The organism is Mesorhizobium sp. B4-1-3, assembly GCF_006439355.1.
In the GTDB taxonomy this organism is placed as follows: domain Bacteria; phylum Pseudomonadota; class Alphaproteobacteria; order Rhizobiales; family Rhizobiaceae; genus Mesorhizobium.
The window spans coordinates 108073-128791 of sequence record NZ_VFTG01000010.1 but is presented as its reverse complement, the minus strand read 5'-3'; the positions used below and the strand labels follow the sequence as shown (position 1 = coordinate 128791).

23 protein-coding genes and 1 pseudogene are annotated in these 20719 nt (G+C 61.9%); 1 reads left to right on the top strand and 23 read right to left on the bottom strand.

Annotated elements, in window-relative coordinates; genetic code table 11:
• Positions 1-3: 3 nt before the first annotated feature.
• The 15 genes and pseudogenes from FJW06_RS15495 to FJW06_RS15430 all read right to left on the bottom strand — a co-directional run bounded on the left by FJW06_RS15495 (position 4) and on the right by FJW06_RS15430 (position 13305).
• Positions 4-2016: an AAA family ATPase gene (locus FJW06_RS15495; protein WP_140753102.1), complete on the bottom strand. Its 2013-nt coding sequence runs from the start codon at positions 2014-2016 to the stop codon at positions 4-6.
• 356 nt (positions 2017-2372) lie between these two features.
• Positions 2373-3083 carry a hypothetical protein gene (locus FJW06_RS15490; protein ID WP_140753100.1) on the bottom strand — a complete coding sequence of 237 codons (711 nt, stop codon included), beginning with the start codon at positions 3081-3083 and terminating at the stop codon, positions 2373-2375.
• A gap of 342 nt (positions 3084-3425) precedes the next feature.
• Positions 3426-3587 (bottom strand): DUF1403 family protein, encoded by a 162-nt coding sequence (locus FJW06_RS30820; RefSeq protein WP_281404881.1) that lies wholly within the window; start codon positions 3585-3587, stop codon positions 3426-3428.
• A gap of 83 nt (positions 3588-3670) precedes the next feature.
• Positions 3671-3895: pseudogene (locus tag FJW06_RS30815) on the bottom strand (DUF1403 family protein); the annotation flags it as partial.
• Positions 3816-4322, bottom strand: coding sequence for a DUF1403 family protein (locus tag FJW06_RS30545; protein WP_246674624.1), 507 nt, complete (start codon positions 4320-4322; stop codon positions 3816-3818). The pseudogene FJW06_RS30815 and the gene FJW06_RS30545, both read right to left, overlap by 80 nt.
• A 300-nt stretch (positions 4323-4622) precedes the next feature.
• Positions 4623-6590, bottom strand: a complete 1968-nt coding sequence (rlxS, locus tag FJW06_RS15475) for a relaxase/mobilization nuclease RlxS (protein ID WP_140753098.1) — start codon at positions 6588-6590, stop codon at positions 4623-4625.
• 218 nt (positions 6591-6808) lie between these two features.
• Entirely contained in the window at positions 6809-7465 is a 657-nt protein-coding gene (locus tag FJW06_RS15470) for a lytic transglycosylase domain-containing protein (protein ID WP_140753096.1), read from the bottom strand.
• On the bottom strand, positions 7453-8001 hold the full coding sequence (locus FJW06_RS15465) for a S26 family signal peptidase (protein ID WP_140753094.1): 549 nt from the start codon (positions 7999-8001) through the stop codon (positions 7453-7455). The genes FJW06_RS15470 and FJW06_RS15465 overlap by 13 nt, the downstream gene beginning before the upstream one ends.
• Entirely contained in the window at positions 7998-8237 is a 240-nt protein-coding gene (locus FJW06_RS15460; protein WP_140753092.1) for a helix-turn-helix domain-containing protein, read from the bottom strand. Before FJW06_RS15460 ends, FJW06_RS15465 begins: the two co-directional genes overlap by 4 nt.
• A 179-nt stretch (positions 8238-8416) precedes the next feature.
• On the bottom strand, positions 8417-8740 hold the full coding sequence (locus FJW06_RS15455) for a DUF736 domain-containing protein (protein ID WP_140753090.1): 324 nt from the start codon (positions 8738-8740) through the stop codon (positions 8417-8419).
• 528 nt (positions 8741-9268) lie between these two features.
• Positions 9269-10999: a ParB/RepB/Spo0J family partition protein gene (locus tag FJW06_RS15450; RefSeq protein ID WP_140753088.1), complete on the bottom strand. Its 1731-nt coding sequence runs from the start codon at positions 10997-10999 to the stop codon at positions 9269-9271.
• Between the two features lie 84 nt (positions 11000-11083).
• Complete coding sequence (locus FJW06_RS15445; RefSeq protein WP_140753086.1) at positions 11084-11494, bottom strand: DUF2958 domain-containing protein; 411 nt, start codon at positions 11492-11494, stop codon at positions 11084-11086.
• 14 nt (positions 11495-11508) lie between these two features.
• Positions 11509-11712, bottom strand: coding sequence for a hypothetical protein (locus FJW06_RS15440; RefSeq protein WP_140753084.1), 204 nt, complete (start codon positions 11710-11712; stop codon positions 11509-11511).
• Positions 11709-12674 (bottom strand): zincin-like metallopeptidase domain-containing protein, encoded by a 966-nt coding sequence (locus FJW06_RS15435; protein WP_140753082.1) that lies wholly within the window; start codon positions 12672-12674, stop codon positions 11709-11711. The genes FJW06_RS15440 and FJW06_RS15435 overlap by 4 nt, the downstream gene beginning before the upstream one ends.
• A 415-nt stretch (positions 12675-13089) precedes the next feature.
• The gene (locus FJW06_RS15430) at positions 13090-13305 is read right to left on the bottom strand and encodes a helix-turn-helix transcriptional regulator (protein WP_140753080.1); all 216 of its coding nucleotides are present in this window, start codon (positions 13303-13305) and stop codon (positions 13090-13092) included.
• An 85-nt stretch (positions 13306-13390) separates the two neighbouring features.
• Here FJW06_RS15430 and FJW06_RS15425 point away from each other — a divergent pair, with 85 nt between their 5' ends.
• Positions 13391-13651 (top strand): DUF2285 domain-containing protein, encoded by a 261-nt coding sequence (locus tag FJW06_RS15425; protein WP_140753078.1) that lies wholly within the window; start codon positions 13391-13393, stop codon positions 13649-13651.
• Positions 13652-13872: 221 nt separating this feature from the next.
• Here FJW06_RS15425 and FJW06_RS30540 read toward each other — a convergent pair whose 3' ends face one another.
• The 8 genes from FJW06_RS30540 to FJW06_RS15390 form a co-directional block, all read right to left on the bottom strand.
• A complete protein-coding gene (locus FJW06_RS30540) occupies positions 13873-14310 on the bottom strand; it encodes a DUF2285 domain-containing protein (protein ID WP_246674623.1) in 438 nt (145 codons plus the stop codon).
• A 118-nt stretch (positions 14311-14428) separates the two neighbouring features.
• Positions 14429-14686: a DUF6499 domain-containing protein gene (locus tag FJW06_RS30535; RefSeq protein WP_246674622.1), complete on the bottom strand. Its 258-nt coding sequence runs from the start codon at positions 14684-14686 to the stop codon at positions 14429-14431.
• 37 nt (positions 14687-14723) lie between these two features.
• A complete protein-coding gene (locus FJW06_RS15415; protein ID WP_140753074.1) occupies positions 14724-15353 on the bottom strand; it encodes an acyl-homoserine-lactone synthase in 630 nt (209 codons plus the stop codon).
• Positions 15354-15437: 84 nt separating this feature from the next.
• Positions 15438-16187 (bottom strand): LuxR family transcriptional regulator, encoded by a 750-nt coding sequence (locus FJW06_RS15410; protein WP_246674621.1) that lies wholly within the window; start codon positions 16185-16187, stop codon positions 15438-15440.
• Positions 16188-16461: 274 nt separating this feature from the next.
• The gene (locus tag FJW06_RS15405) at positions 16462-17628 is read right to left on the bottom strand and encodes a serine hydrolase domain-containing protein (RefSeq protein ID WP_140753072.1); all 1167 of its coding nucleotides are present in this window, start codon (positions 17626-17628) and stop codon (positions 16462-16464) included.
• Positions 17629-17694: 66 nt separating this feature from the next.
• The gene (locus FJW06_RS15400) at positions 17695-18738 is read right to left on the bottom strand and encodes a porin (protein ID WP_181178327.1); all 1044 of its coding nucleotides are present in this window, start codon (positions 18736-18738) and stop codon (positions 17695-17697) included.
• On the bottom strand, positions 18719-19567 hold the full coding sequence (locus tag FJW06_RS15395; protein ID WP_140753068.1) for an ABC transporter ATP-binding protein: 849 nt from the start codon (positions 19565-19567) through the stop codon (positions 18719-18721). The genes FJW06_RS15400 and FJW06_RS15395 overlap by 20 nt, the downstream gene beginning before the upstream one ends.
• 265 nt (positions 19568-19832) lie before the next feature.
• Positions 19833-20717, bottom strand: a complete 885-nt coding sequence (locus tag FJW06_RS15390) for an ABC transporter ATP-binding protein (protein WP_246674634.1) — start codon at positions 20715-20717, stop codon at positions 19833-19835.
• Between the last annotated feature and the right edge of the window lie 2 nt (positions 20718-20719).

Below are 20719 nucleotides of genomic sequence, written 5' to 3'. Positions count from 1 at the left end.
ACTCTATTTCAAGGCCGCATTGATGGCGGCGATAAGCTTCGCCCACGCGTCACGCTCAGTCTGGCTAAGATCCTGGGCGGAATGGTCCCTGGTCCAGCGGACATAGGCCTTGGCAAGTTTGTATTTCGAAAAATTAGCGCCGCCCTTTGCCGTCAATAGGTCGACCAAAGGCTTTTCCGGTGTGGCCGCCGCTTCGGCGGCTATGTCGATCCCGAGCTCCGTCGCCGCAAGCGGTATAAGAACGTCCCGCAAAAGATCCTCAATCTCGGCTCTGGGCCTCGGCGGGTCGGTAAAGTCCATCGTCCTCAGGATGCGCTTGGCGCCCAGGCGGTGCACCAGCACCTCCTGCTTCGCGGCCTGGTCGCCGGCGTTGTCGGAATCCAGAAGAGCCGCGACCTTCAAATTGTGGGCGATCAGGATCGTCGCGAAATAGACGACCTTGCTCGCGGTATTGGCGGAAATCAGGGCGATCTTGTCGTTCAGGTCTGCGACGCCGCCAACCCGCAACATTTCGGCTGTGGCCTCGAGATACCAGAAATCGGTCAGGCCTTCGAGGATCAGGTTGCGTTGCTGGGCAAAAAGGCTCTGTGCGAGATCGTAGCCCAAGGCCTCTTGCAGCGGCAGGAGGGCGGCTGGATCGGCTGCGGTGATTGTTGTGTGCACCTTGGTGCCGACCTTCCGGTCCGCCATCTCGACGACCCGCACAACATCGAGCTCATTCGGGCCGACCAAGAAGGGCGAGTGTGTTGTGTAGACCGTCTGGTTGGATTCCGAAAGGATGGAAATGGTGTTTCGGAAGTCACGCTGCTTTAGCGCATGCAGGCTCATTCCCGGCTCGTCTAGGAGCAGAATGGCGTTCGCATGGTTGTCCTCGCTCTCGGAGAAAAAGACCACGAAGAACGAGACCAGCCACTGAAAGCCCTCCGATCGCTGATCGAGCTCGATCTCCACACCCAAGCCATCCTCGACGACGACTTTGAGATATTGACCGTCTGCGGTGATCCTGAGCCGGCTGGCTTCCGCCCTTTCCGGGTTGGGGTTCCAGACCTTGACAATCTGGTCCGTCAGGCGAACGCTTGCGGCGTTCAGTTGGTAGGCTCGGTTGTCGAGCTGATCCCTGTACTTCTTCTGAGCGTCCGCGTCCTTGACGCTGGGTTCGGTTGCTTTGCCGAGATTCGACAGCTCGCGCGCCGTAAAGCCGAGAAGCTTCAGGAGACACTGGTTCCCGTAGTCGTATTGGGCGTCATCAAGCAGGTTCTGTTCGACACGCGTCGCCAAATGGTCGAGGTGAATGAGAGGGCGTACGCGGAAATAGTTGCTGAACAGCACGAACACCGGCAGCCTCTTCCGCAGCGCCAGTCTCGCTGTTTTCAAGCGGCCGGCATATTGGCAGCGATCGAGCAGCCTCGTATGTCGCTCCTCTTCCTTCTCGTTACCTTCCTCCACGAGAGCATAATGCTTCTCGAGCCAGGCAACGAGGTTCGTGGCCAGCTCATCTTGGACGTAGTAATTGCGATCCTTGTAGGCCGCTAAAATTCCGTCCAGTTCCTTGCTGGGTAGGGTCTCACCTTCCTTCTGGCGGCTATCCACATGAGCAGCGAAGCGGGCGAGATCCTTTTTCAGTTCCTCGGTTGTCGCTCTCTCTGGAACGCCCTCAAGGTCATGCCACCAGGAATTGTCCAGATTCCGCCCGCAGACATAGGTGCCTGAGCGAAACTCAGACTCAATGGTCTCTTTGTCGCCATCCCCGAGCTCAAAGTGCGCGACAGCGACTTTAATGTCTTCCGGCTTGAGACGTTTGGTGGTGATGTCGTTGTAGCTGCCACGGGGATAATCACGCAGAGCATCAAAACCGGCGATGTCCGAAGGCGCATTGATCTGTTGCAGAGCTTTAAGCAGCGCCGACTTGCCGGCCTCGTTCGGACCGACCAGGATCGTTTTGTTAGGCTCGAACTCAATCCAACCCGAGTCCCTGACGCTTCTGTAGTTTGTAATCCTTGCCTTTTTAAGTCTCATCTACCCCTCCCCGTACTTTCGCGGCCGTTTGTATACGACGCATTTTTTTGAAAGAGAATGGCAACTAGCTCCATTGCCGGTGAATAAAGAAATGACTCGGGGTCACCGAGGACCAAGTGCGCAATCGACACTGAGCTCCCGCGAGTTTCGTCTAAAAGGTCGCCAATCCCGTGAGGGCGAAGGCCTGCAAGTCCTGCAGCGTGATCAGGTGTCGCACTACTCGTAGCCTCCCTCTACCGCTGGGCTGCCACTGGCGGAGTTGACGTTGACCGGGTATGTGCGCGTCGCGTCAATAGGAGCGCTCAAGGGCGGTGAAGCGCGAGCTCTTGAAGCGGCCGCGGTTAATTCCCCTCCCCTTACGGACCAATCGTCTGCGCGATATCGGCCTGGAGCCGCGCGAGCGCCCCGTCGGCTTCCAGCCGCCGTTTCACAGCGGCACTTTCGAAGACAAGGCCGATGAACATCGTCCGCTCGTAGAACCGCAACAGCCATCCCGATTCCAGCCCCGGGCTATCTTCGATCCGGCCGTACCGGTAGCTCAGAATGTCCGGCTCTGCGTCCCCGGCCTGGAGGCTCAGGACGATCTCGTCAGGCACGTTGGCCTTCAGGACATCTGCAAAGACCTCGTCGTCGCGCACCGCGGAACGCAAACCGTGATGGTGGCTTAGTCCTCTGACGATCTTGCGCAGCGTTCCTAGGATTCTGGGATCACTGCCGGGATAAATCCTGTAGCGGTTGCTTGGGTCCTGCGGCACCGGCTGCATCAAGGCATAGAGATCCAGCGCCCGTCTCCGGCCGTCAACCTGTCCGAAACTGCGCATGATTGGGCCGTCCCATAGCTCCTTGACCGCCGGGTTGGCGTCGCCGGCAATCGTGACCACGTTGCGGAAATGCGCATCATCATCTGCAGTTCCGTTGTTGCAGGTATGGCAGGTGGGGATCACGATTCGCTGGAAGCGGCTACTGGCCTTCGAATCCGGATAGAGCCCGCGCGGCACCACGTGTTCTCGGGTGACCAGTCGCAGTTCTCCGCACAATGCACAGCATGCAGGGCGCCTCTTGCCCATTTGTCAGCCCCTTGAAGCAGATTCCGCCAGTCTGCCATGGCAGGCGATCGAGGCGGTAGCGGCTGCCGGTCGTCTGCAGCAAGCACCCCACAGATTAGTGGCTCACATGTTGCGCATCATGGAAAATTGCTCCCTCGGTGCCACGAGGAATCGCCCCCTCACTGGATAGCTGAGGAGAGAGCAAATGAACGAACAACGAATCACGGAAAGCCCGTCGTGGAGTGATCCACGGGGGCAGGTGATGAAGACGCCGGACGACGTGGCGGAGATGTTGCGCCTGAAGGCCTGCGGGTGGGGATTGAAGCGGATCGCGCGGCATTTGGGCTGCAGCATCACACGGGTCTACGTGGCGGCGGACGGCGTGAAGCCGTTCAAGTCGCCGGAGCGGCCGAAACGGCTCGACGGCAGCCCGAACAGCCGGAAGGTGGTGCGGCCGGAGAGCTCGCGCACGGCTTCGAGTTGTTGCAGCCGCTCGAACAGGCTTGAACAGGCGTCGCGCCGCAAAGCGCGATAGGTTTTTGGTCGTCAGCGATACCCGAAACGGCGTCTTTATTCAGGAGCAAAAAATCACCTCGTCGGCGCCCCTTGGCGCGCAGTTTCGGCGCCACCGCCACAAGTTTCTCGCCGCGGCGCGACAGCTCAGCCGCTAACCGGCAGGCATCTGCCGCTGCTACGCAGACCGCCCGCTCAAAACCTTTTTCCCCCGGTCGGATGCGCTTGCCGCCGCCGGCCTCAGCGCGGAAGGCTGTGCCAAAAACCTGCGCCATCAACAGCGGCAGCGGCCGCGGCCAGCGCAGGCTTTGCGCCGGCACCAGGTCGCACAGCCACCAGGCAACAAGCTCGGCATCGGGGCGGATCGCTACGACGCGGGCGGGCCATCGCCGCGGCGGCGAACGGCTCCGGCCGTGGGGACGCCGCCACTTCTTGGAAGTCCTTGGAGAGGTCGGCGAGCGACGCGCCGTCCCAATGGAGGCCAAGTTGGTCGACGATCTTTTCGAGCCGGTCGGCGCCGGCGGCAACCGGCTGCACCGCCAGCTGTCGCCAGACGGCGAGGATCGCGCCAGCGGGATCGGGATCCGCGCCGGTTGGGCGCAGGTGCCAGGCGTCGCGCAGAGCGGCCCGGTCCTCGGCGCGGCCGGCGAGCCGCATGCTGGCGGCGGCGCAGTTGAGCGCCAGCCGCTGGCGCCAGGCGCTGACCCAAGCAGTCTGCGCCCGAGCAAGCACGTCGAGCGAAGCCAAGGCGCCGCCGCCGGCCAGGGCCCAGGCCGGGGTGGTCGGCGGTGCGGCGGGATGGCGGGCAATGGACTGGCTGTGAGGGGATCGAGGCGATTCATGGTTTCGAGGGTAAATGGCGCGTGCACTTTGCGCCAGAATTTCCGTATCAAAGACGCACACCTTGTCGTCGGCGCAAAATGAATGATAATGTTGCCTTATCAGGTATTTAGGTGCTGACGAAACCGGGGCTCATCCGATCGCAGGCGTAATCCTTCCGACTGAGTACCCGTATCGGAGCACAAGCCAAGGAAGTGTGCGGCCATGTCACGAAACGCTCGGACCGCTCCTCTGCCGACCCACTGTCCATGAAATCCCCTCGCCGCTAACGATCCCGGAAACCTCCCTCCCCATGTAGCGGTCAAGCACCGGCCGCCATGGCACAAGCGTGAACTCGCGCGATTTCTCAATGACGGCAAATTTGCCACTGGCAAGTTCGACGGATCGGCGCACCGTGCCCTCGATACGATCACCAGGCCGCGGCTCGGTATAGGACAAACCAAGTTCCTCCGAGAGCTGGCCGGCAACACGGTTCAGCTCGCGCTGGCGCAGCATCGAAATCATGTTGGCGCGATAGACGATCCGGTCCTGCTCTTCCTGGGCGAGGCCTTGCGCAACCAACCACTGCCGCCGGCGGGTTTGCGCCTCCCGCACCTCGCGGCCAAAGCCAGAAACGCGCAACGCCTCCGGCCGATCCGAAACCAGTTCCCGGTCGAGCCAGGTCGCACCGTCGAAGCTTACCTGGCGTTCCAGCGGAATCGACGACAGCTTGTCGACCACAACAGGTTCAACCTTGGCCCGCTGGCGCTCATAGTCGGCAACACGCTCGAGATGGTCCGGCGCGATGATCCAGGTGCCGTTCGGTTCGCGCTCCACGCCGCCAGTGGCGCGCCGGATCGCCTCAAGACGGCGGACATGGGTTTCGGCGAAGCGTTCGGTGGCGGAAGGGTCATGTTTAAGATGAATATCGACATTGTAGCGCCCACCATTCGCCGCGGCGATGTCGGCGATGGTGCGATCGACCTGTCTCGGCTTGGTGTTTCGAGGCGTGACACGGACGATGCAGCCGTCGGGCGTGGGCTCCGTGGCCTCGCCTTTGCCGATCCCGATGTAGTGACTCTTGCCGTCAAGGCCATCGACGATCATATAGTGGCGATCGTTGATCTCATGAGCCAGCCCACGCGCGACAACGCGGCCGACGACGGTCTGGGCATTCTGTTCCACATCGTGCACGACATAGTCGGCGGCGCAACGCGTGAGTCCCCTGCCAGTCAGTTCGCGATGCATGGTCTTGATGATGTCGCCGCGCTCGCCCAACCGACGGAGCATTCCTTCGAGCTCATCGTCCAGGCGCCAGCGGGCCGAGCCGATCTCCGCGGCAAGACCCATCCGCTCAAGCTTTCGCAGCCGCCCTTGGTGCAGCGAGTGGCGAAACGCACTGCGGGCATCTGGCGAGACGAGGCCATCATCATCACGCATTCGCAACAGCTGCCGGTCGATGCTGGTGAAGCGCTCCTGCTGCATCTCCTGGCGCAGACGAAGCTCGATCTCGCGATCTGTGCGTGGACCGAGGTCGAGGCTCACAAGTTCGGCCGCCCGGTCCCGCAAACCAGACGAAATGTATTCACGGGCGATGACAAGATTCTCGCCACGATCATCCCTGCCGCGGACGATGATGTGGGTGTGCGGGTGGCCGGTGTTGAAATGATCGACGGCGACCCAGTCGAGCTTCGTGCCGAGGTCCTCTTCCATCTGGGCCATGAGACGGCGGGTCAGCGGCTTCAGGTGCTCATATTCGATGCCGTCCTCGGGCGCGACGATGAAGCGGAACTGGTGGCGGTCGCCATTCGCGCGATCGAGGAACTCTTTTCCGTCGACGCGATCGTTGTCGGCCCCATAGAGCTCGCCCGGCTCACCCCCGCGCGTGACACCATCGCGCTTGAGATAACGCAGATGCGCCCGCGCCCCCTCAACAGCCTTGCCGGCCAGCTTGACGATGCGCGCCTTGACCATCACCCGACGCTGGCGAAACGCGGCATAGCGGTCGCGGGCTTTGAGGAGCGCCGCTGTCGCTCCGCCACGTCCTGTCCGACTTCCGGCAAAACGGCCGCCATGCCGGTGTTTGCCGCCTGCCCGATTGATCGCCGACCGAAGCTGGTTGGCGTAGCGCTTGCCGGCTTTCGAGCCAATCGACCGGATCCTGCCAAGCCTGGGCTTGAACTCGTCATCCTTCACGTGAGGCCTCCCGGAAATCTGGCGTTAAATCAAACAGTTGCGGGGATCAGCCTCCAAGGCACGCAAACGGCCTCCGGCAGAAACGATGTGCAGACAACCACTTAGCCGCCTCTCGGAGGCAGTGCCTTTATCTTGCCTTCCGCGAACCTGCCCTTGCCCGCCTCCAGCCAGCCATGCCGCGCGCTGCCCTCGCGGGCGATCCGACGGCATGATCCTCATCAGTGCGATCGAAGCGGCACCAAAATTTCGCCGTTCGGAGCGCTGCCAGGAACACCGTCGCGCAGGAAAAAGAGTGATCGCCCGGAGGAGGTTTTCGATGCCTTTTCGGGCGGAGATTTGCCCTTGAACCCATTGATGTCCGAAGCCGAAACCCCTGCGGCGCTGAGCTTTCTGAGGTAGTCGACCGTCTCGTCCGGCAGCGGTCGCCCGCGCTGCAGATGGTCGTCATAGCGCTCTGGCCCAGCGTTGTAGGCAGCGAACAGGCCGGGGAACCCGAAGCGGTCATACATGGCGCGCAGATACGCTGTTCCCGCCAGAATGTTGTCACGCGGATCGTACGGATCGCCGCCCAGGCCCTGCGCGACGCGCATCTCGTTATAGGTCGCAGGCATCACCTGCATCAGGCCCATGGCCCCAGCCCGCGAGGTTATCGGACGTCCATCGAGCATGGTCCTGCCGCCGCTCTCGGCATCCATGACCGCATAGATCCAGCTTTCGGGAATTCGGAAACGTTGGCTTGCTTCCGATACGAAGTGCTGCCACTTTCGAAGCTGCGGAGTATAGGAGATGGCGACCGGCTCAGCGCCCGTCGAGGCGGAACAGGCGCATGGCGCAACGGCGATCATGCCGATCATCAGGAGGGTCACTCGGTCCATAGCGGCACGAGCCTCCCGATGATGTGTTTGGCGGGGACCGGCCCGAAATAGCGGCTGTCAAACGAGCGCGAGGCCTCGCTGTTGAGCAGGAAAAACTCATCCTGCGACAGCGCGCGGCACTCATTCCACCAAGGCAGCGCACGGACCTGCGTATCGGTCGCGAGGCGACGCGCGACGATCTTTCCGCCAATGATGATCGCTTCGTTGAAGGCACAGACATGCTCGCGCGGGAGCGCGGCGATGCGCTTCACCAGCGGCACATTGCGCGGCAGGTAACCGCGTTCAGCAGCAAGATCAGCGGTGAAATCCGGTGCGCGGGCGAGCACCAGATCGCCGCGCGCTGGCGCTCCAGCCACGACGCGATAAAGCCCGATTGGCGCACTTGCCGAGGCGTTCCAGACGAGCACGGGGCTTGGTCTGGCGAAGACCGTAAAAGCAAGGAGGCCTAGGCCAATCGCCGTCGCGGAGATCGCTTTGCGGGCGCGAATCCGCCGCAGCTTACTGCCGATCAGGCGGATGGAAGGTCGCCGGCTCATGAGCGACCTCCGTCATCGGCGCCGGTCTCGTCTTGGCGTCCTTTCGACCACTCGTCGAGCTCATCGATGTGGTAGCGGACATAGCGGCCGTGCTTGCGGAATTTCGGGCCAGCACCCTTGATCCGCATCTTTTCCAAGGTTCGTTGAGAAAGGCCGATATAGAAGGCAGCCTGCGCCGTATTGAGGAACGGGCTGCCCTTCTTGGCGCGGGCGGCGCGTTCGTTTTCGTCGTCCATGATGATCCTCGTTTCGCCTATGGAAGCCGACGGCGAGGATCGGCGAGCGAGAGCACTTGCGGGACGGGCGAAGAGTCGGTTGGGAGTTTTCGCCGCCCCTCGGGCGGGCTAGGTTCGCGCTGGAGGACTTCGGAAGGGAGCCCCCGCGCCGGCGGCGCGAGGGCTATTGGTCTCGCCGGTCAGTCGACCGGGTTCCAGATGATGGCGTAGGTGTCGTCGTCATCCTGGCCGGCGGCACGGCCGAGATTGGCGTAGAGTTTGCGCGGGCCGAACTCGGGGGCTGCGATCGACAGGCTCACATAATCCTTGCCGGAGGCCTCGCCGGTCCTGATCCAGCCGGCGCCAACTTCGACACCTTGCGTCAACACCCGGAAGTCGGGATGGCTGTCGGCGCTCTTGGCCTGGTTGGGCACGATGGCGATGTCGGCGCGGACGCTGAGCGTCTTGAGCTGGCCCTTGTAGCCTCCGTTTTCCTGCTTGGTGACGTATCCGATCGCAGTCATTTCAAGTCTCCTTTTTGGTGCTCGCCGGGGACCATTCCCCTGCGATGGCTGACCGTGATGGGCGCGTCCGGCCCGCCCGAACCCGACAGGGCCGCAGCGTCAGCGGAGGACCCGAGCGGGCGGCTTTTTTGAAGCGCAGCGGCGCGAGGAAGCCGCCGCAGGCGGCGGGGAAAAAAGTTGGTGGCGAGGGTTTCGGGCGGGCTGGATCCGCCCATAGGTCGAAAAGCCAAGCGCAGGGGAATGGTCACCGTCGAGAGCAAAGGAGAGCCCTGAGAACACGCGGTCGCTGCAGCCAAGCAGCGGTCAGGCAGCGACAGGGATGGGATGGCCGGGGGCCGTGTCAACGCAACCGTGCCAGGCAGCAAACGCGCCAACTGCGGAAGCGTCCGAGGTTTGTCCAAGGCTAGCCTTGGGGGTGACTGAACCGGACCGGCGCGGTGTCATCGCGGTCTTCTGCAGAGCGGTCGCTGCGGTCGCTCTTGCGACAAGCGGCGGCGTTCCACATCGCCGCCGCCCGTCATGGATTGATCACTCGGATGCGAACAGGGGCTGGACTTTCGACCATTGGTCGGCGGTGCGGAAGCCACCGCGATCGGTGTAGCTTTCGACCGGGAATTTCAGCCAGCGCGGCAGCCAGTCATCGACCTTTTGCCTGCCATTTTCACCGGCAAGGAAGTCGCGGATGATCTTCTTTTGCGTCTTCACCTTCTCGGAAACATTGCCGTCGGCGACCTGCCTGCCGCCGACATCGGCCAGCATGGCGTTGGCAACGTCCCTGTCGCGCAAAAGGTCGAAGAAGGCATCGTCCGGCTGCCAACAGCCGCGCATGTCGAGGCCAAGATGATTGCCGAGCGCCTCGACGGCGGCGCTGCCGCAGCCAAGCGTTTCGGCCATGACGAGAGCCAGGACATGCATGACATCGTCATCCGAAAGCCCGAGCAGCCGAGCGAAGATGCTGGCGGTGGCGAAGTCGTCGCAATTGCCGCCGGCAACCGGACCATCCTCGTCAGGCTGCCCGAGCAGGGCCAGAACCTCGCGTCGTTTTTCGGCGAAAGCGGCTTGCGCCTTGCTGCCCGCGATGCTTGCCGCCACCGTCTCGTTTGCGGCGCGCTGCGGCTCGACGCGTACCTGCCAGAGGCTCGAGCCGGTGATGGCGTGCGCCACCATGAGGCGCAGGGCGATGCCCGGATAATCGAGCAGCGCGGTGCGCACGGCTGCGTGGCGGTGCAGGTCGACATAGTTCTGCATCGGGCCGCTGAGCTCGGGACGCGACGGCTTGGCCGGTGTCCCGGTCTCCTCGCCGGCCTCGCCGTTCGAACGGGCGCGGCGCGCTTCCTTGCGCGACAGATAGCCCTCATGACACTCGACCTCGCCGCGCTGAGAGACGGTGATCACGACCTTGCCGCCCTTTTTCTTCGGCGTCTTTTCATAATCCCACGAATGGAAATACTGACCCGGTTCGAGCACCACCACATCGGTCCAGCCGGCTTCAAGATAGGCGTCGCGCTTCGCGGCAATCGCCTCGTTCTGCTTCTGCCAGAACAGGTCGGCATCGGCAAAATAGCTGTCGTCGCCGAACAGGTCGGAGACGATCACGCCGGCATAGTTCTCGATGGCAAACAAGGCCACTTTGGTGGAGATCGACTGGCCCCCGAACAGCCATTGCTTCAACTGCCAGCCGCGTGGGGCATGTTGATCGGGATCGGCGAACAGCGCCAGCCAATCCTTCTGCTGCGTCTTCGAGGCCATGGTGAGATGGCGCACCGTTTCCGTGTCGATCTCTTCCCGTCGATAGGCCTCGCGTATCTTTGGCAACAGATCGCCGAGCGCCAGAATGCGCTTCACCTGATGCTCGGTGATGCCGAACGTGGCGGCGACATCAGCTATGGTGCGCCCCTGCCCGATCAGCCGCGAAAACGTTTCCCATTGCGAGACTTCATCGGGGTCGAGGCGGGCGATGTTCTCAATCAGCGAGGCTTCGAGCGCGTCGGCATCGTCGCCATCTTCCATGATAGCGCAGGGCAAGGGCTTGGCCTCGCCACGCTCGTCGGCAACGGTTCTCGCCGCGAAATAGCGTCGCCGCCCGGCGACGATTTCGAAGCTGTCGGGCGCGCCGTTGGGCCGCACCAGAAGCGGCACAAGGACGCCGCGTGCGCGGACGGATGGCAGGATGTCGGAAATGTCCGGCGCGCGCTTGGAATTGCGCATGTTGGCTGCTGAAATGCTTAAATGGTCGATTGCGACATGAGCAAGCTGCATAGTTCTGTCTCCTTTTGCACTGGTTGAAATGCCCTTTCCGCGAGGCCGGAGGCCGAGCGGCGGGCCGGTTTTGCGCTATCGGCGCTATTCTTCCGCCCGGTCGGGCGGAAGCTCGGGAAGGGAAATCGAGAGCGCGGCGGCGGCCTGCCGCAAAAGCCGTTCGGCCTCGGTGATGCGGCCGGCGATACGCGCGGCCTCGGCATAGACCGAGAGCGGAAACCGCGCCGTGAAATACACGTCGCGCTCGATGCCGAGGCCAAGCGGACCTTTGACCACTTCAAGCTCGGCGAGGCTGACGCTGCCGAGTTCCGGGAAGCCAAAGCCGAGATCACAGAGACCGAACAGCGTATCGCCATCGGCGTCGAGCTCGGTCAGGAGCCAGGTCGCTGCTCCGGTCGGATTGAAAAGTTTGACGACCGGGAGATGATCAGTTTCGGTATCGGCTGCGCCATTGGCCAGCAGCCGAGCGCGCAATTCATCGGTGATCAGGATCATAACGAAACTCCGAGTCAAAACAGGTCGAGTTGGTTGCGCTGGGCCTCATCGAAGAGGCCGATATCGAGCGGCTTCTGCGCAGCGCGCGGACGCATTGTCGCCTCCATCAGGAGGCTAAGCCGGTCGCGCGTCGTGACCGGCCGGACGCCGGGAATGAGCGTCTGCTCGCCTTCCGGGGTCGGCTCCGATTGCAGGGAATGAGGATCACGCGCGCTCATGCCGCGATCTCCCCAAGGTCCTCCGCGTCGACCGCGCCGGCCCCGAAAGCGAGCAGGAAATCGGCAGCTTTCGAAGCAAGGCTGGCGGCACGGAAGATGGCGCGGTTGTCCTCGCGCAGCACCGCGAGCCACGAGCCTAGATAGTCGGCGTGGCGCACGGTCGGCTCGATGCCGAGCGTGGAGCAAACGAAAGCTGCGGCGATCTCGGCGACCAGTTCCTCGCGAGCATAGGCCTTGGACCCGAACGAGCCGGACATGTCACGGGCGAGCCGCGTCGGGTGTCCGGTCCAGTGGCCAAGCTCGTGAAAGCAAGTGCGGTAGTAGTCGATCTGCTTGAAGAAAGCCGGCTGGGGCGGCAGCTGAATGAAGTCGCCGGCAAGCATGTAGAGCGCGCGATCGCCGCCGATGCGGATGTCCGCACCGCTCGCGCGCATGAGCGCTTCGGCCTGCGGGATGATATCGCGTTCGGGCAGCGGCTCGGCGTCAGCGTAGAGGTGTTCGGGCAGGCCATCGCATTGCGCGACGTTGAAGACAGTGAAGCGCTTGAGGAAAGGAACGGCCTGCGGCTCGTCGCCATCGGTCTTGGCGCGCTCCTTCTCGCCCTTCGGAACGAAGCGGTCGGCATGCACGATGGTGGTGCCGTGCTCGCCCTTCCGGACATTGCCGCCGAGGGCAAGCGCCTGCCGGAAGGTGAGCCAGTTCTGGCCGGAGTAACCGCGTTCGATCACCGCGCCCCACAGGATCAGGATATTGATCCCCGAATAGCTCCGCCCCGTGGCGGCGTTCTTCGGCAGGCCAAGGGAGGCATTCGCCTTCCCCCAAGGCTGGACCCAAGGCACGCAACCCCGCTCCAGATCAGCGATGATGCGGTCAGTGATCTCCGAATAAAGGCTGCGCTTAAGCGGCTCGCCCTTCTTCCCGCCAACTTCGCCGCGGGCACCATGTTTGCCGGTCTTGCGCATGATCCGATCTCCGCTCGAAAAATCTCGCTGCGCCCTTCCCCGGAAGCGGGGTGGGCGGCGAAAAACGACCGGAAAGGCCTGCCGTCGGAGGCGGCCGGCATCCGAAGGACCGGAACGAAGTGGAGGACCCGGAGCTGAAGCGGAGGGTTGCGGGCCGCCGCGGCGGGCCTAGAAGGGAGAGCCGCCCACACCGCGTCGCCGGGAAGGCCAACCCAAAAAGACTGCGCCGCCTAAAGGGCGGCGACCGTCACAGCCCGGAGGGCTGCCCGCGCCAGGGGGCGAAGCCGTATGGCCGAGACCGCCTGAGCATTGCGAAGGAAAGCGGGCTCGGTTCACGAGCACCTGGTGCGCGCCACCAGGCGCGCAGGCGCTCCTTGACCAGTCCAAAGGCGTTGCTCTGAGGCTGTTGCCAGATCTACCGTGAATCGGGATCGAGCAAATCCGCTGGCCTGACCTCTAGGACTCTGGCCAACTTTGCGACCGTATCGATACTCGCGGCGTAGACCGAGCGCTCAAGCGCGCTGATATAGGTCCGGTCGACGCCAGCCTCATGCGCCAGCGCCTCTTGTGACAGGTTCTTTCTTTGGCGTTGCTGGCGCAGATTGCGGGCAAACACCTCTCGGATCTCCATACATGGGAGGCCACTCTCTTGTCGAGAATTTCACCACGGAGTATTCTCTACAAATCGACACCTGTGAGTAGCTAGCGAAGCAAGAATGATTGAAAATGTAGCCGACGAAGTTCCCTGGGCCGACAGCCTAACCACCTACGACAATGAGCATTTCGCGATCTATCTGAGGCTCCTCGACGCGTGCTCCTACAATGCCAGCGAGGAGGAGATGGCGCACACCATATTGGGTATCGATCCAAGGCAGGAGCCAAGTCGCGCTCGCAAGGCGATCCGTAGTCACCTGGAAAGGACGAACTGGCTGATAACCAGTGGGTACAAGGCGCTGTTCGCAGGGCGTGCGGCATAAGCCGATACACATGAATTTGTTCTGTATCCAGCGGTCATGGGTGAGCTCCCGCGTGTGACCGCCCGCTGGCGCGATCAGGTCAGGATCCGACAGTGCACCGCGACCCTCGCCGCACGATGCGACATTAGGTTCGCTGGTTCGGAAAGCTCCTGGTCGGGCGGAGCCATGGCTGATGCTGATGAACTTCTTCGTGAGGAAGCACTATGCGGAAAGTCAGCATGCTAGCGCATAAATTGCCTGTAGCCGCCGTTTACAAGAAGGCGGCCCCGCCCTATCGCGCGGCGCACGGTGTCGCGCAGGTGGTCTCGGGGATCCGCCCAATCGTGGTCGACGCGGGCTTGCCCAAAAAGGACGACGCCGATCTCGCGATGCGATGCGCCCGCCACGAAGCCATCGAACGCGCGAAGGACAGAGCGGAGCCGCGGCCCGCGCGGCTCGGGCGGAAAAAATCTATCGGCCAGTCTGCCGCTCGACCGGAGCCCGTTCAGGCATGCGATCCCGGTCAGGCTCCGCTTCACGTCCGCCGGCGCCCATAAGATCGTGGAGGTCAGTCGCGCCGGTTCGAGAAGGCTTGCACCCGAAACAGCCAGTTGCAAAGCCTTGGCTTCATCCTCGAACAGAACGTGCTGATGTGCGTCGCCGGAAAGCAGGATGGACATTCGGCAACAGACCTGTGCAGGATCGAAAACTGCGTCGTCACCATTCGGAAAAATCGCGGATTCCGCGACTACCACCAGTACGCTCGAGCATTGGCGAGGACACCAGAAGACGCTCGCGTCACTCTCGCCAGAGCTTGCAAAACAGGACGCCCCACCGCGAAAGGTCGACACCGACGAGCCGAAATTGCGTGCATGCGCTGCCAGAGGGTTGACACTGCTGCGCGTGGCGCAATGCCTCCGCCAGATCGCGCCGAAAGGCTGCATTGCGGCGAAGGAACTCCCATGCCCAGCCGTGGCTGGTCAGACCTTGCGTATAGCCATAGGCGGCTTCATCCTGCCAGTGCGGCACAGCGGGATCAGAGCCTGTCGCTGTCATAATGTCGGTTCCTGGATTGGATGGATGCAAGCCGAGCTCAAGCAACCTTGTTGAGCACAGGTGCCCACAGCACCGGCCCGTTGATGCCGCCGTTGCGCCGGATCGCTGCAAGATCGTCCATAGATACGCGGAGATATCCGGCAACGGCACGCGTGCTCCCGATCGTCTGAGGGTCAGACAGGCGCTCGAGGGGCCAGCCGGCACGGCGCAGAATCCTTTCGATGCGCAGATCCGTCACCGTCACGATCCGGCTCAGATCTCGCGAAAGACCAAACTCGATCATGCCTGCGAAGAGTTCGTAGGTGCCGACGGCTATACCGGCCTGCTTCGGAGCCGACGACGGAAGATCAAGAGCGAAGCGACTGCTTTCCCAAATCCGTGAATCGGCGGGCGCGGGGCGGTTCGCAAGGAGCACGGCGAAGCAGTCGCGCAGCATCGTCGGCCCGGTCGTCGGTAGCAGGCGGACACAGCCGTCAACGCGCCGATCCAGCCCCCGGAGCAGGAGGTAGCAAGGGTTCAGCCCGTCGAAATGATCAACCTCACAATCGCCGTCGGCAGAAACGTCCCAGTTCAGCCTGTCGCTGAAGACGCGGTGCCGCAACCGGTACATCTCCTTAAGCTCGTCAGCAAAATCGGCGTAGCAATCCGGCGTGATCAACTGCAGCATGACAGCGCTCCTCCTCGCTTGAAACAAGCGCGATTGGAGGCGAACGCCGTGACCGGCTCAACCTGCGCAGGTGCACAGGTTGCTTTACTCCCGGCTAAATTTGGAAGGCCTAGATATCGCCAACCGGACAGCTGCTTGAGTGATGGTCCGCACGCCCAGTTTCTTCTTGGCATTGTCGAGATGGAACGCCGCGGTACGCTGACTGATGCCAAGGATATGGCCGATATCCCAAGCCGACTTGCCGCGAGCGGCCCATTTTAGACATTCAACCTCTCTTCGCGATAAAGCGACACCATCCACGACGCCCGTGTCTGTCAGGAACTGGCGCGCGTGGATATGGAAGAAAATTGCAATCAGCTGCAGGACGCGCTCGTACCGTTCAATCGTGCGGAGGAACAATGGCCGAGTTTCATCGGAAGCGAAGGTCAGAGCCGCAAAGTGGCCGCGGTGATCATGAATTGGAATGGTGAACCCGCAGTGAATGCCGAATTGCCTGGCCTCTTCCATCAACTCCTGTTGTCTTGCTGACCATCCGAGATCGCCGCCGTCGGCATGCCAGCTGAACGGATCCTGGCGGCTACGCGCCAGCACAATGACCGGATCGAGCTTCTCGTAAGCGCTCCGTAGATAGTGGGTCGTCCAGGGACAAGGGTAGGTGGAGATCAGGCTCGTGGCGCACGCCAGCTTGGGGGAGGCAAGAAGATATGCGAAGGAAGGCAAATCCAGCGAAGCGGCCGCCTCCGCCAGGGCGGTGCGCAGATCGAGCTCGCCGGAACTGGCTGTCAGTTGTTCGACCAATCTTTGGAAGACGTCATGCACCGCCAGATCCTGCATGCCCCGACGCCGATTGCACCGAACTGCCGATCCCACCCGTTTCATCATCTCGAGCGAGCCAAATGCCTCATACGCTCTGGACCAGATGGATTTTTTTGGCCCTGTGAGTGTCGGGTTGAGGCTAGCTCAGGCCGGCCTCACTCCTGGCATTGAAGCTCGACGGATATTTCCTGCAGTCATGACTGCACGTGCCTGAATGCGCTTACGTTCAGACCCGCGGCGAAAGCAGAAATTCCTCGTCCCATGCTCCCGCCTTCGGCCAGATTGGTTCACCTCATGCAAGCTTCGCTCCGACCAACAGGTCGTCGACCATCGAGGCCCGAAAACTGCTCGTCGCAGGGGTGCCATCGACGTTCAGCAACACAGCCACGGCATGATTCCGATCGCCGGTTAGGGCAACCATATTCAATGCTCCGTTGTCGCTGCCCGAATGGCCGACGAACTTTTGGGTCGTGGTTTCTTCTTCCGTCCAGCCGAGCCCTTGATAAGCATAGATTTTCGGGTCGACCTGTCGCCGCAGCATTTCGGCTACCGCTCGCTCGGACAGAATGGCCCGCTCGCCGGCGTCAGCGCCGATCATCGCCCGCAGCGACGATGCAAGATCGCTGACCGAGCAGCGAAGCATGCCGGCGGGAACGTCGGGATATCCCTGCTGCGGCAGCGCGACCAATCTTCCGTTCTCGAGCTCGTATGGCTTAGCCAGCACATTCGGCGCGAAGTCCTTCAGATACCAATGGGCGTTGTGGATGCCGAGCGGTTGGAGAATGTTGGTTTCCACATAGGAGGAAAAGCTCTGTTTGCTGACGTGCTCGACGACATAACCCGCCAAAGCAACGGCAACGTTGCAGTAGTCCCACTTTGCCCCAGGCTCTGCATTCAGAAACGAGTGCTGTGAATAGGTGGCACCGCCCTTGACAAGATAGTCCTTGAGGAAGCTCGACAGACTCTGTTTGGGATCACCTGGGAAAGAGACGTCGCCGTATCCTTCATCGGAAATACTGGACGTGTGGGTGATGAGTTGGTGAGGGGTGATCGGAATGCGAGGATGGCGCGGATTTCTGACCGGAAAATCGATGAAAGTGTTCACATCGCTGTGGAGGTCCAGACGTCGCCGCTCGAAGAGCTGCACCAGCGCGGAGGCGGTGAACAGCTTGCTGACGGAGGCCAGATGCATGGGCGTCTCAGGCGTGAGCTTTCGCATCTGCTCGATATCGGCAAAGCCAAATGCTGTGGCATATCGCGTGCCACCCTTCTTGGATGCTATCGCAACGGCGGCGCCGGGAACCTTCGCGGCGTTCAAACGTGCTGGAACACTCGCCTCGAAGTCGCGCCGCCAGCTTTCGAAGGACTGGCCTTGCTGGCTGGCCGAAGCATAGGATCGCGGCAATGTGAGCAGCCCTGCCACTCCGGCTTTGAGAAGTGAACGTCGCGTCGAAGTCATGATCTTCCTTCCTTTATCCGAAAGCGGGTCTGCTGATTGGTTTCCGGGCTTGGAGCCTGGACGATGTCAAAACTCGCGCTTGATGCTGACGACGCCGCCGAGCGCATCATCAAAGTCCGACTGCGAGACCGCACCGAAAGACACGTAGTCGAGTTCCGGCGTGATGATGAACCCGGGAACTGCTTCGTAGTCCACGTTGATGGCCAGCGCATATGTTCCCGAATCCGCCAAAGCGATCTGGCTGTTGAAGGTGGCCTTCGGTGAAAGGCTTGCCGAGATGCCACTCCACGCCGCGTAGGTGCCATCCCATGCGCCGAAATAGTTCGGCTTCTCGTGGTCCGATTGATAGCCGCCCATGAGGAAAGCCGAGACGCTGTCGTTCAGTTGGACGTCAAGGCGCACCTTCGCCGCGAATTCTTTGGCAACAGAGTCGTAGCCAAGGACGGTCGCGATCGCACCCCAGTCCTTTCCGAGCTTCACACCCCCGACCAAATGCGGAACGTAGCTGTCGATCAGATGATCGTCGGCTTGCAACTTCTCGCTCTCCTCGCCCTGGTCACCGCTTTCGTCCTTCGTGCCCTGCTCGGCCCCGATCAGGACGGAAAGCCCGCTCCCAAGAAAAGCTGTATAGTTGACCTGATTGGTCATGCCGCCGGCATAAGGAACCACATCATCGTCGAGAACATTGCCGGCGGATCCGAGCCAAGTATCAAACTGCGAATCCGTGGCCCCAACCTCCCAGCCGCTCAGTTCAATCGTTGCTCCGGAAAAGGCGATCCCATCATCGGCACCGTCTGCGAAACTGCCCTCGATGCCGAAATAGGTGCTCAAGATACCGAGCTCCGTCTCGGCTTTGGTGTCCAGCTGAAGCGCGGCCTTTGCAGTCTGCTTCCATGTCTTCGACGGCTTGCCGGTATAGACGTCCGGGCCTGCAGCGACATCGTATTCCACGGAGCCGGTCACCCTCAGGCAGATGTCACTTTGAGGAATGTAGAAGTAGCCCGAACCCATCACCTCGCAGACGCGAAGATATCGATCCGTGTATGGATCAGCGATCGCAACCTGCGCCGCCATGGAAGCGGATGGAACTTCAAACAGGAGAGCGCTCAAGCCCCCCACGGCCAAATCTCGTCTCATCGTTTTCGCCTCGCGGTTTGACGATCGGTTCTGCCTGGTCTCTTGAATGTTCTGGATTTCGAATGCGCACGAAGCCCCCGCTCGCTGCGAGCAGGCGCCGCGTGTAGTCCTGGGTGACACGGCCGGACACGAGGTCTTGGGCTGTGAGTTGTTCAACCGCTTCGCCGTTCTGCATCACCATGAGGCGCCCACACATGTGAGCGATGACAGCGAGATCGTGGCTGACCATCAGAAAGGTCAGACCGCGATCAAGGCGCACTTGCTCGAGCAGGTTCAGCACCTCGGCCTGAACGGAGGCATCGAGCGCAGAGGTAGGTTCGTCTAAAAGGAGGATCGAAGGTTCCAGGATGAGTGCGCGCGCTATTGCCACACGCTGGCGCTGGCCTCCGGAAAGCTGATGCGAATAGCGGAACCGGAACCCAGAGCCCAGGCCTACCTCATCAAGCGCGCGGCGGATCCGGGCTTCCCTGTCGGTCAAGCCATGGATGAGGAGGGGTTCACGTAATAGCCGATCCACCGTCTGGCGCGGATGCAGCGATCCGTAAGGATCCTGGAACACCATCTGGACCCTGCGATGAAAGTGCCTGTCGCGGCGGCCGAGCCACCTGCCGTTGAGAGCGATCCTGCCGGAAGCGATCGGTGCAAGGCCCACGATGGCGCGCAGCAGGGTCGACTTGCCTGACCCAGACTCTCCGACCAGCCCGAAAGATTCCCCTGGCTGTACTTCGAGGCTAACCCGTTTGAGCGCGCGGAAGGAGTTGAACGCAACTTCGAGCCTGGTGATGGTGAGGGCCGAGGTCATGACTGCGGCCCCGCCAAGCCGCTGAATCTGTCTTCACCCGTAATGGGCAGAGCGCCCGCCCCTGACGCTCGGCGGGAGATAAAAGCGCGCGCCCGAACTTCGTCATTCCGTTGGCGAACCCCTGCCCGCGGAGAGCCTTCACCGGCGATACGCGACGCCATCGGCAAACCCCTGCGCTGCAACGCGAAGGGGACATTGCGGCGAGCCATACGCCCCACTATGTCGAGCGAGAGGTCTGTGGGCGTTCTTGTCTTCTGTGTAGTGATCATGCTGCCCACTCCGCTTCGCGCGCCAAAACCGGCAGGGGGTGGCGCCTGGCACCGATTTTCGGCATGCAGTCGAGCAGGCCGCGCGTATAGGGGTGCTGCGCTCGAGCGAGTTCCGAGGCTGGCAATTGCTCCACCACCTTACCCGCATACATGACCGCCACTCGGTCGCAGAAGGACGAGACGAGCCTGAGATCATGCGAGATGAAGATCAGGCCCATCCCTCGCTCTGCCACCAGCCGGTCAAGGATTGCCAGAACTTCAAGCTGGATGGTGACATCCAGCGCTGAGGTCGGCTCGTCGGCGATCAGCAACTCCGGATTGGCAACCAGCATCATGGCGATCATCACGCGCTGGCCCATGCCACCTGACACTTCGTGCGGGTACAGGTCGAACACGCGTTTAGGGTCGCGGATCTGAACGGCGGCCAACATATCTAGGACCCGTTCTCGCGCTTCGACTTTCGAGACCGTCTCATGTGTGCGCAAGGTCTCGACGACCTGGCGGCCGATGCTCATGACTGGATCGAGCGCGTGCTTGGGGTCCTGGAGGATCATGGCGATGCGCCTTCCTCGCAGTGCCCGCCGTTCTCGTGGTGGCAGCGACAACAGGTTGAGGCCACGGAACTCAAGCCTGTCGGCAGCTATCTGAGCCCGGGAATCCGACAGTCCCATGATCGCGCGGCCGGTCTGCGACTTGCCCGAGCCAGACTCGCCGACGATGCCGAGGCGCTCGCGCCCCAAGGAGAACGAGACCCCGCGGACAGCGTGAACTGCACCCCTCTGGGTTGGATAGGCCACACTGAGGTTCTGGACATTTAGCAGGCTGCAACCCCTTGCCGGCGGGTCCGTAATTGCCGTCGGTTCCATATTGGCGGCCGTCATGT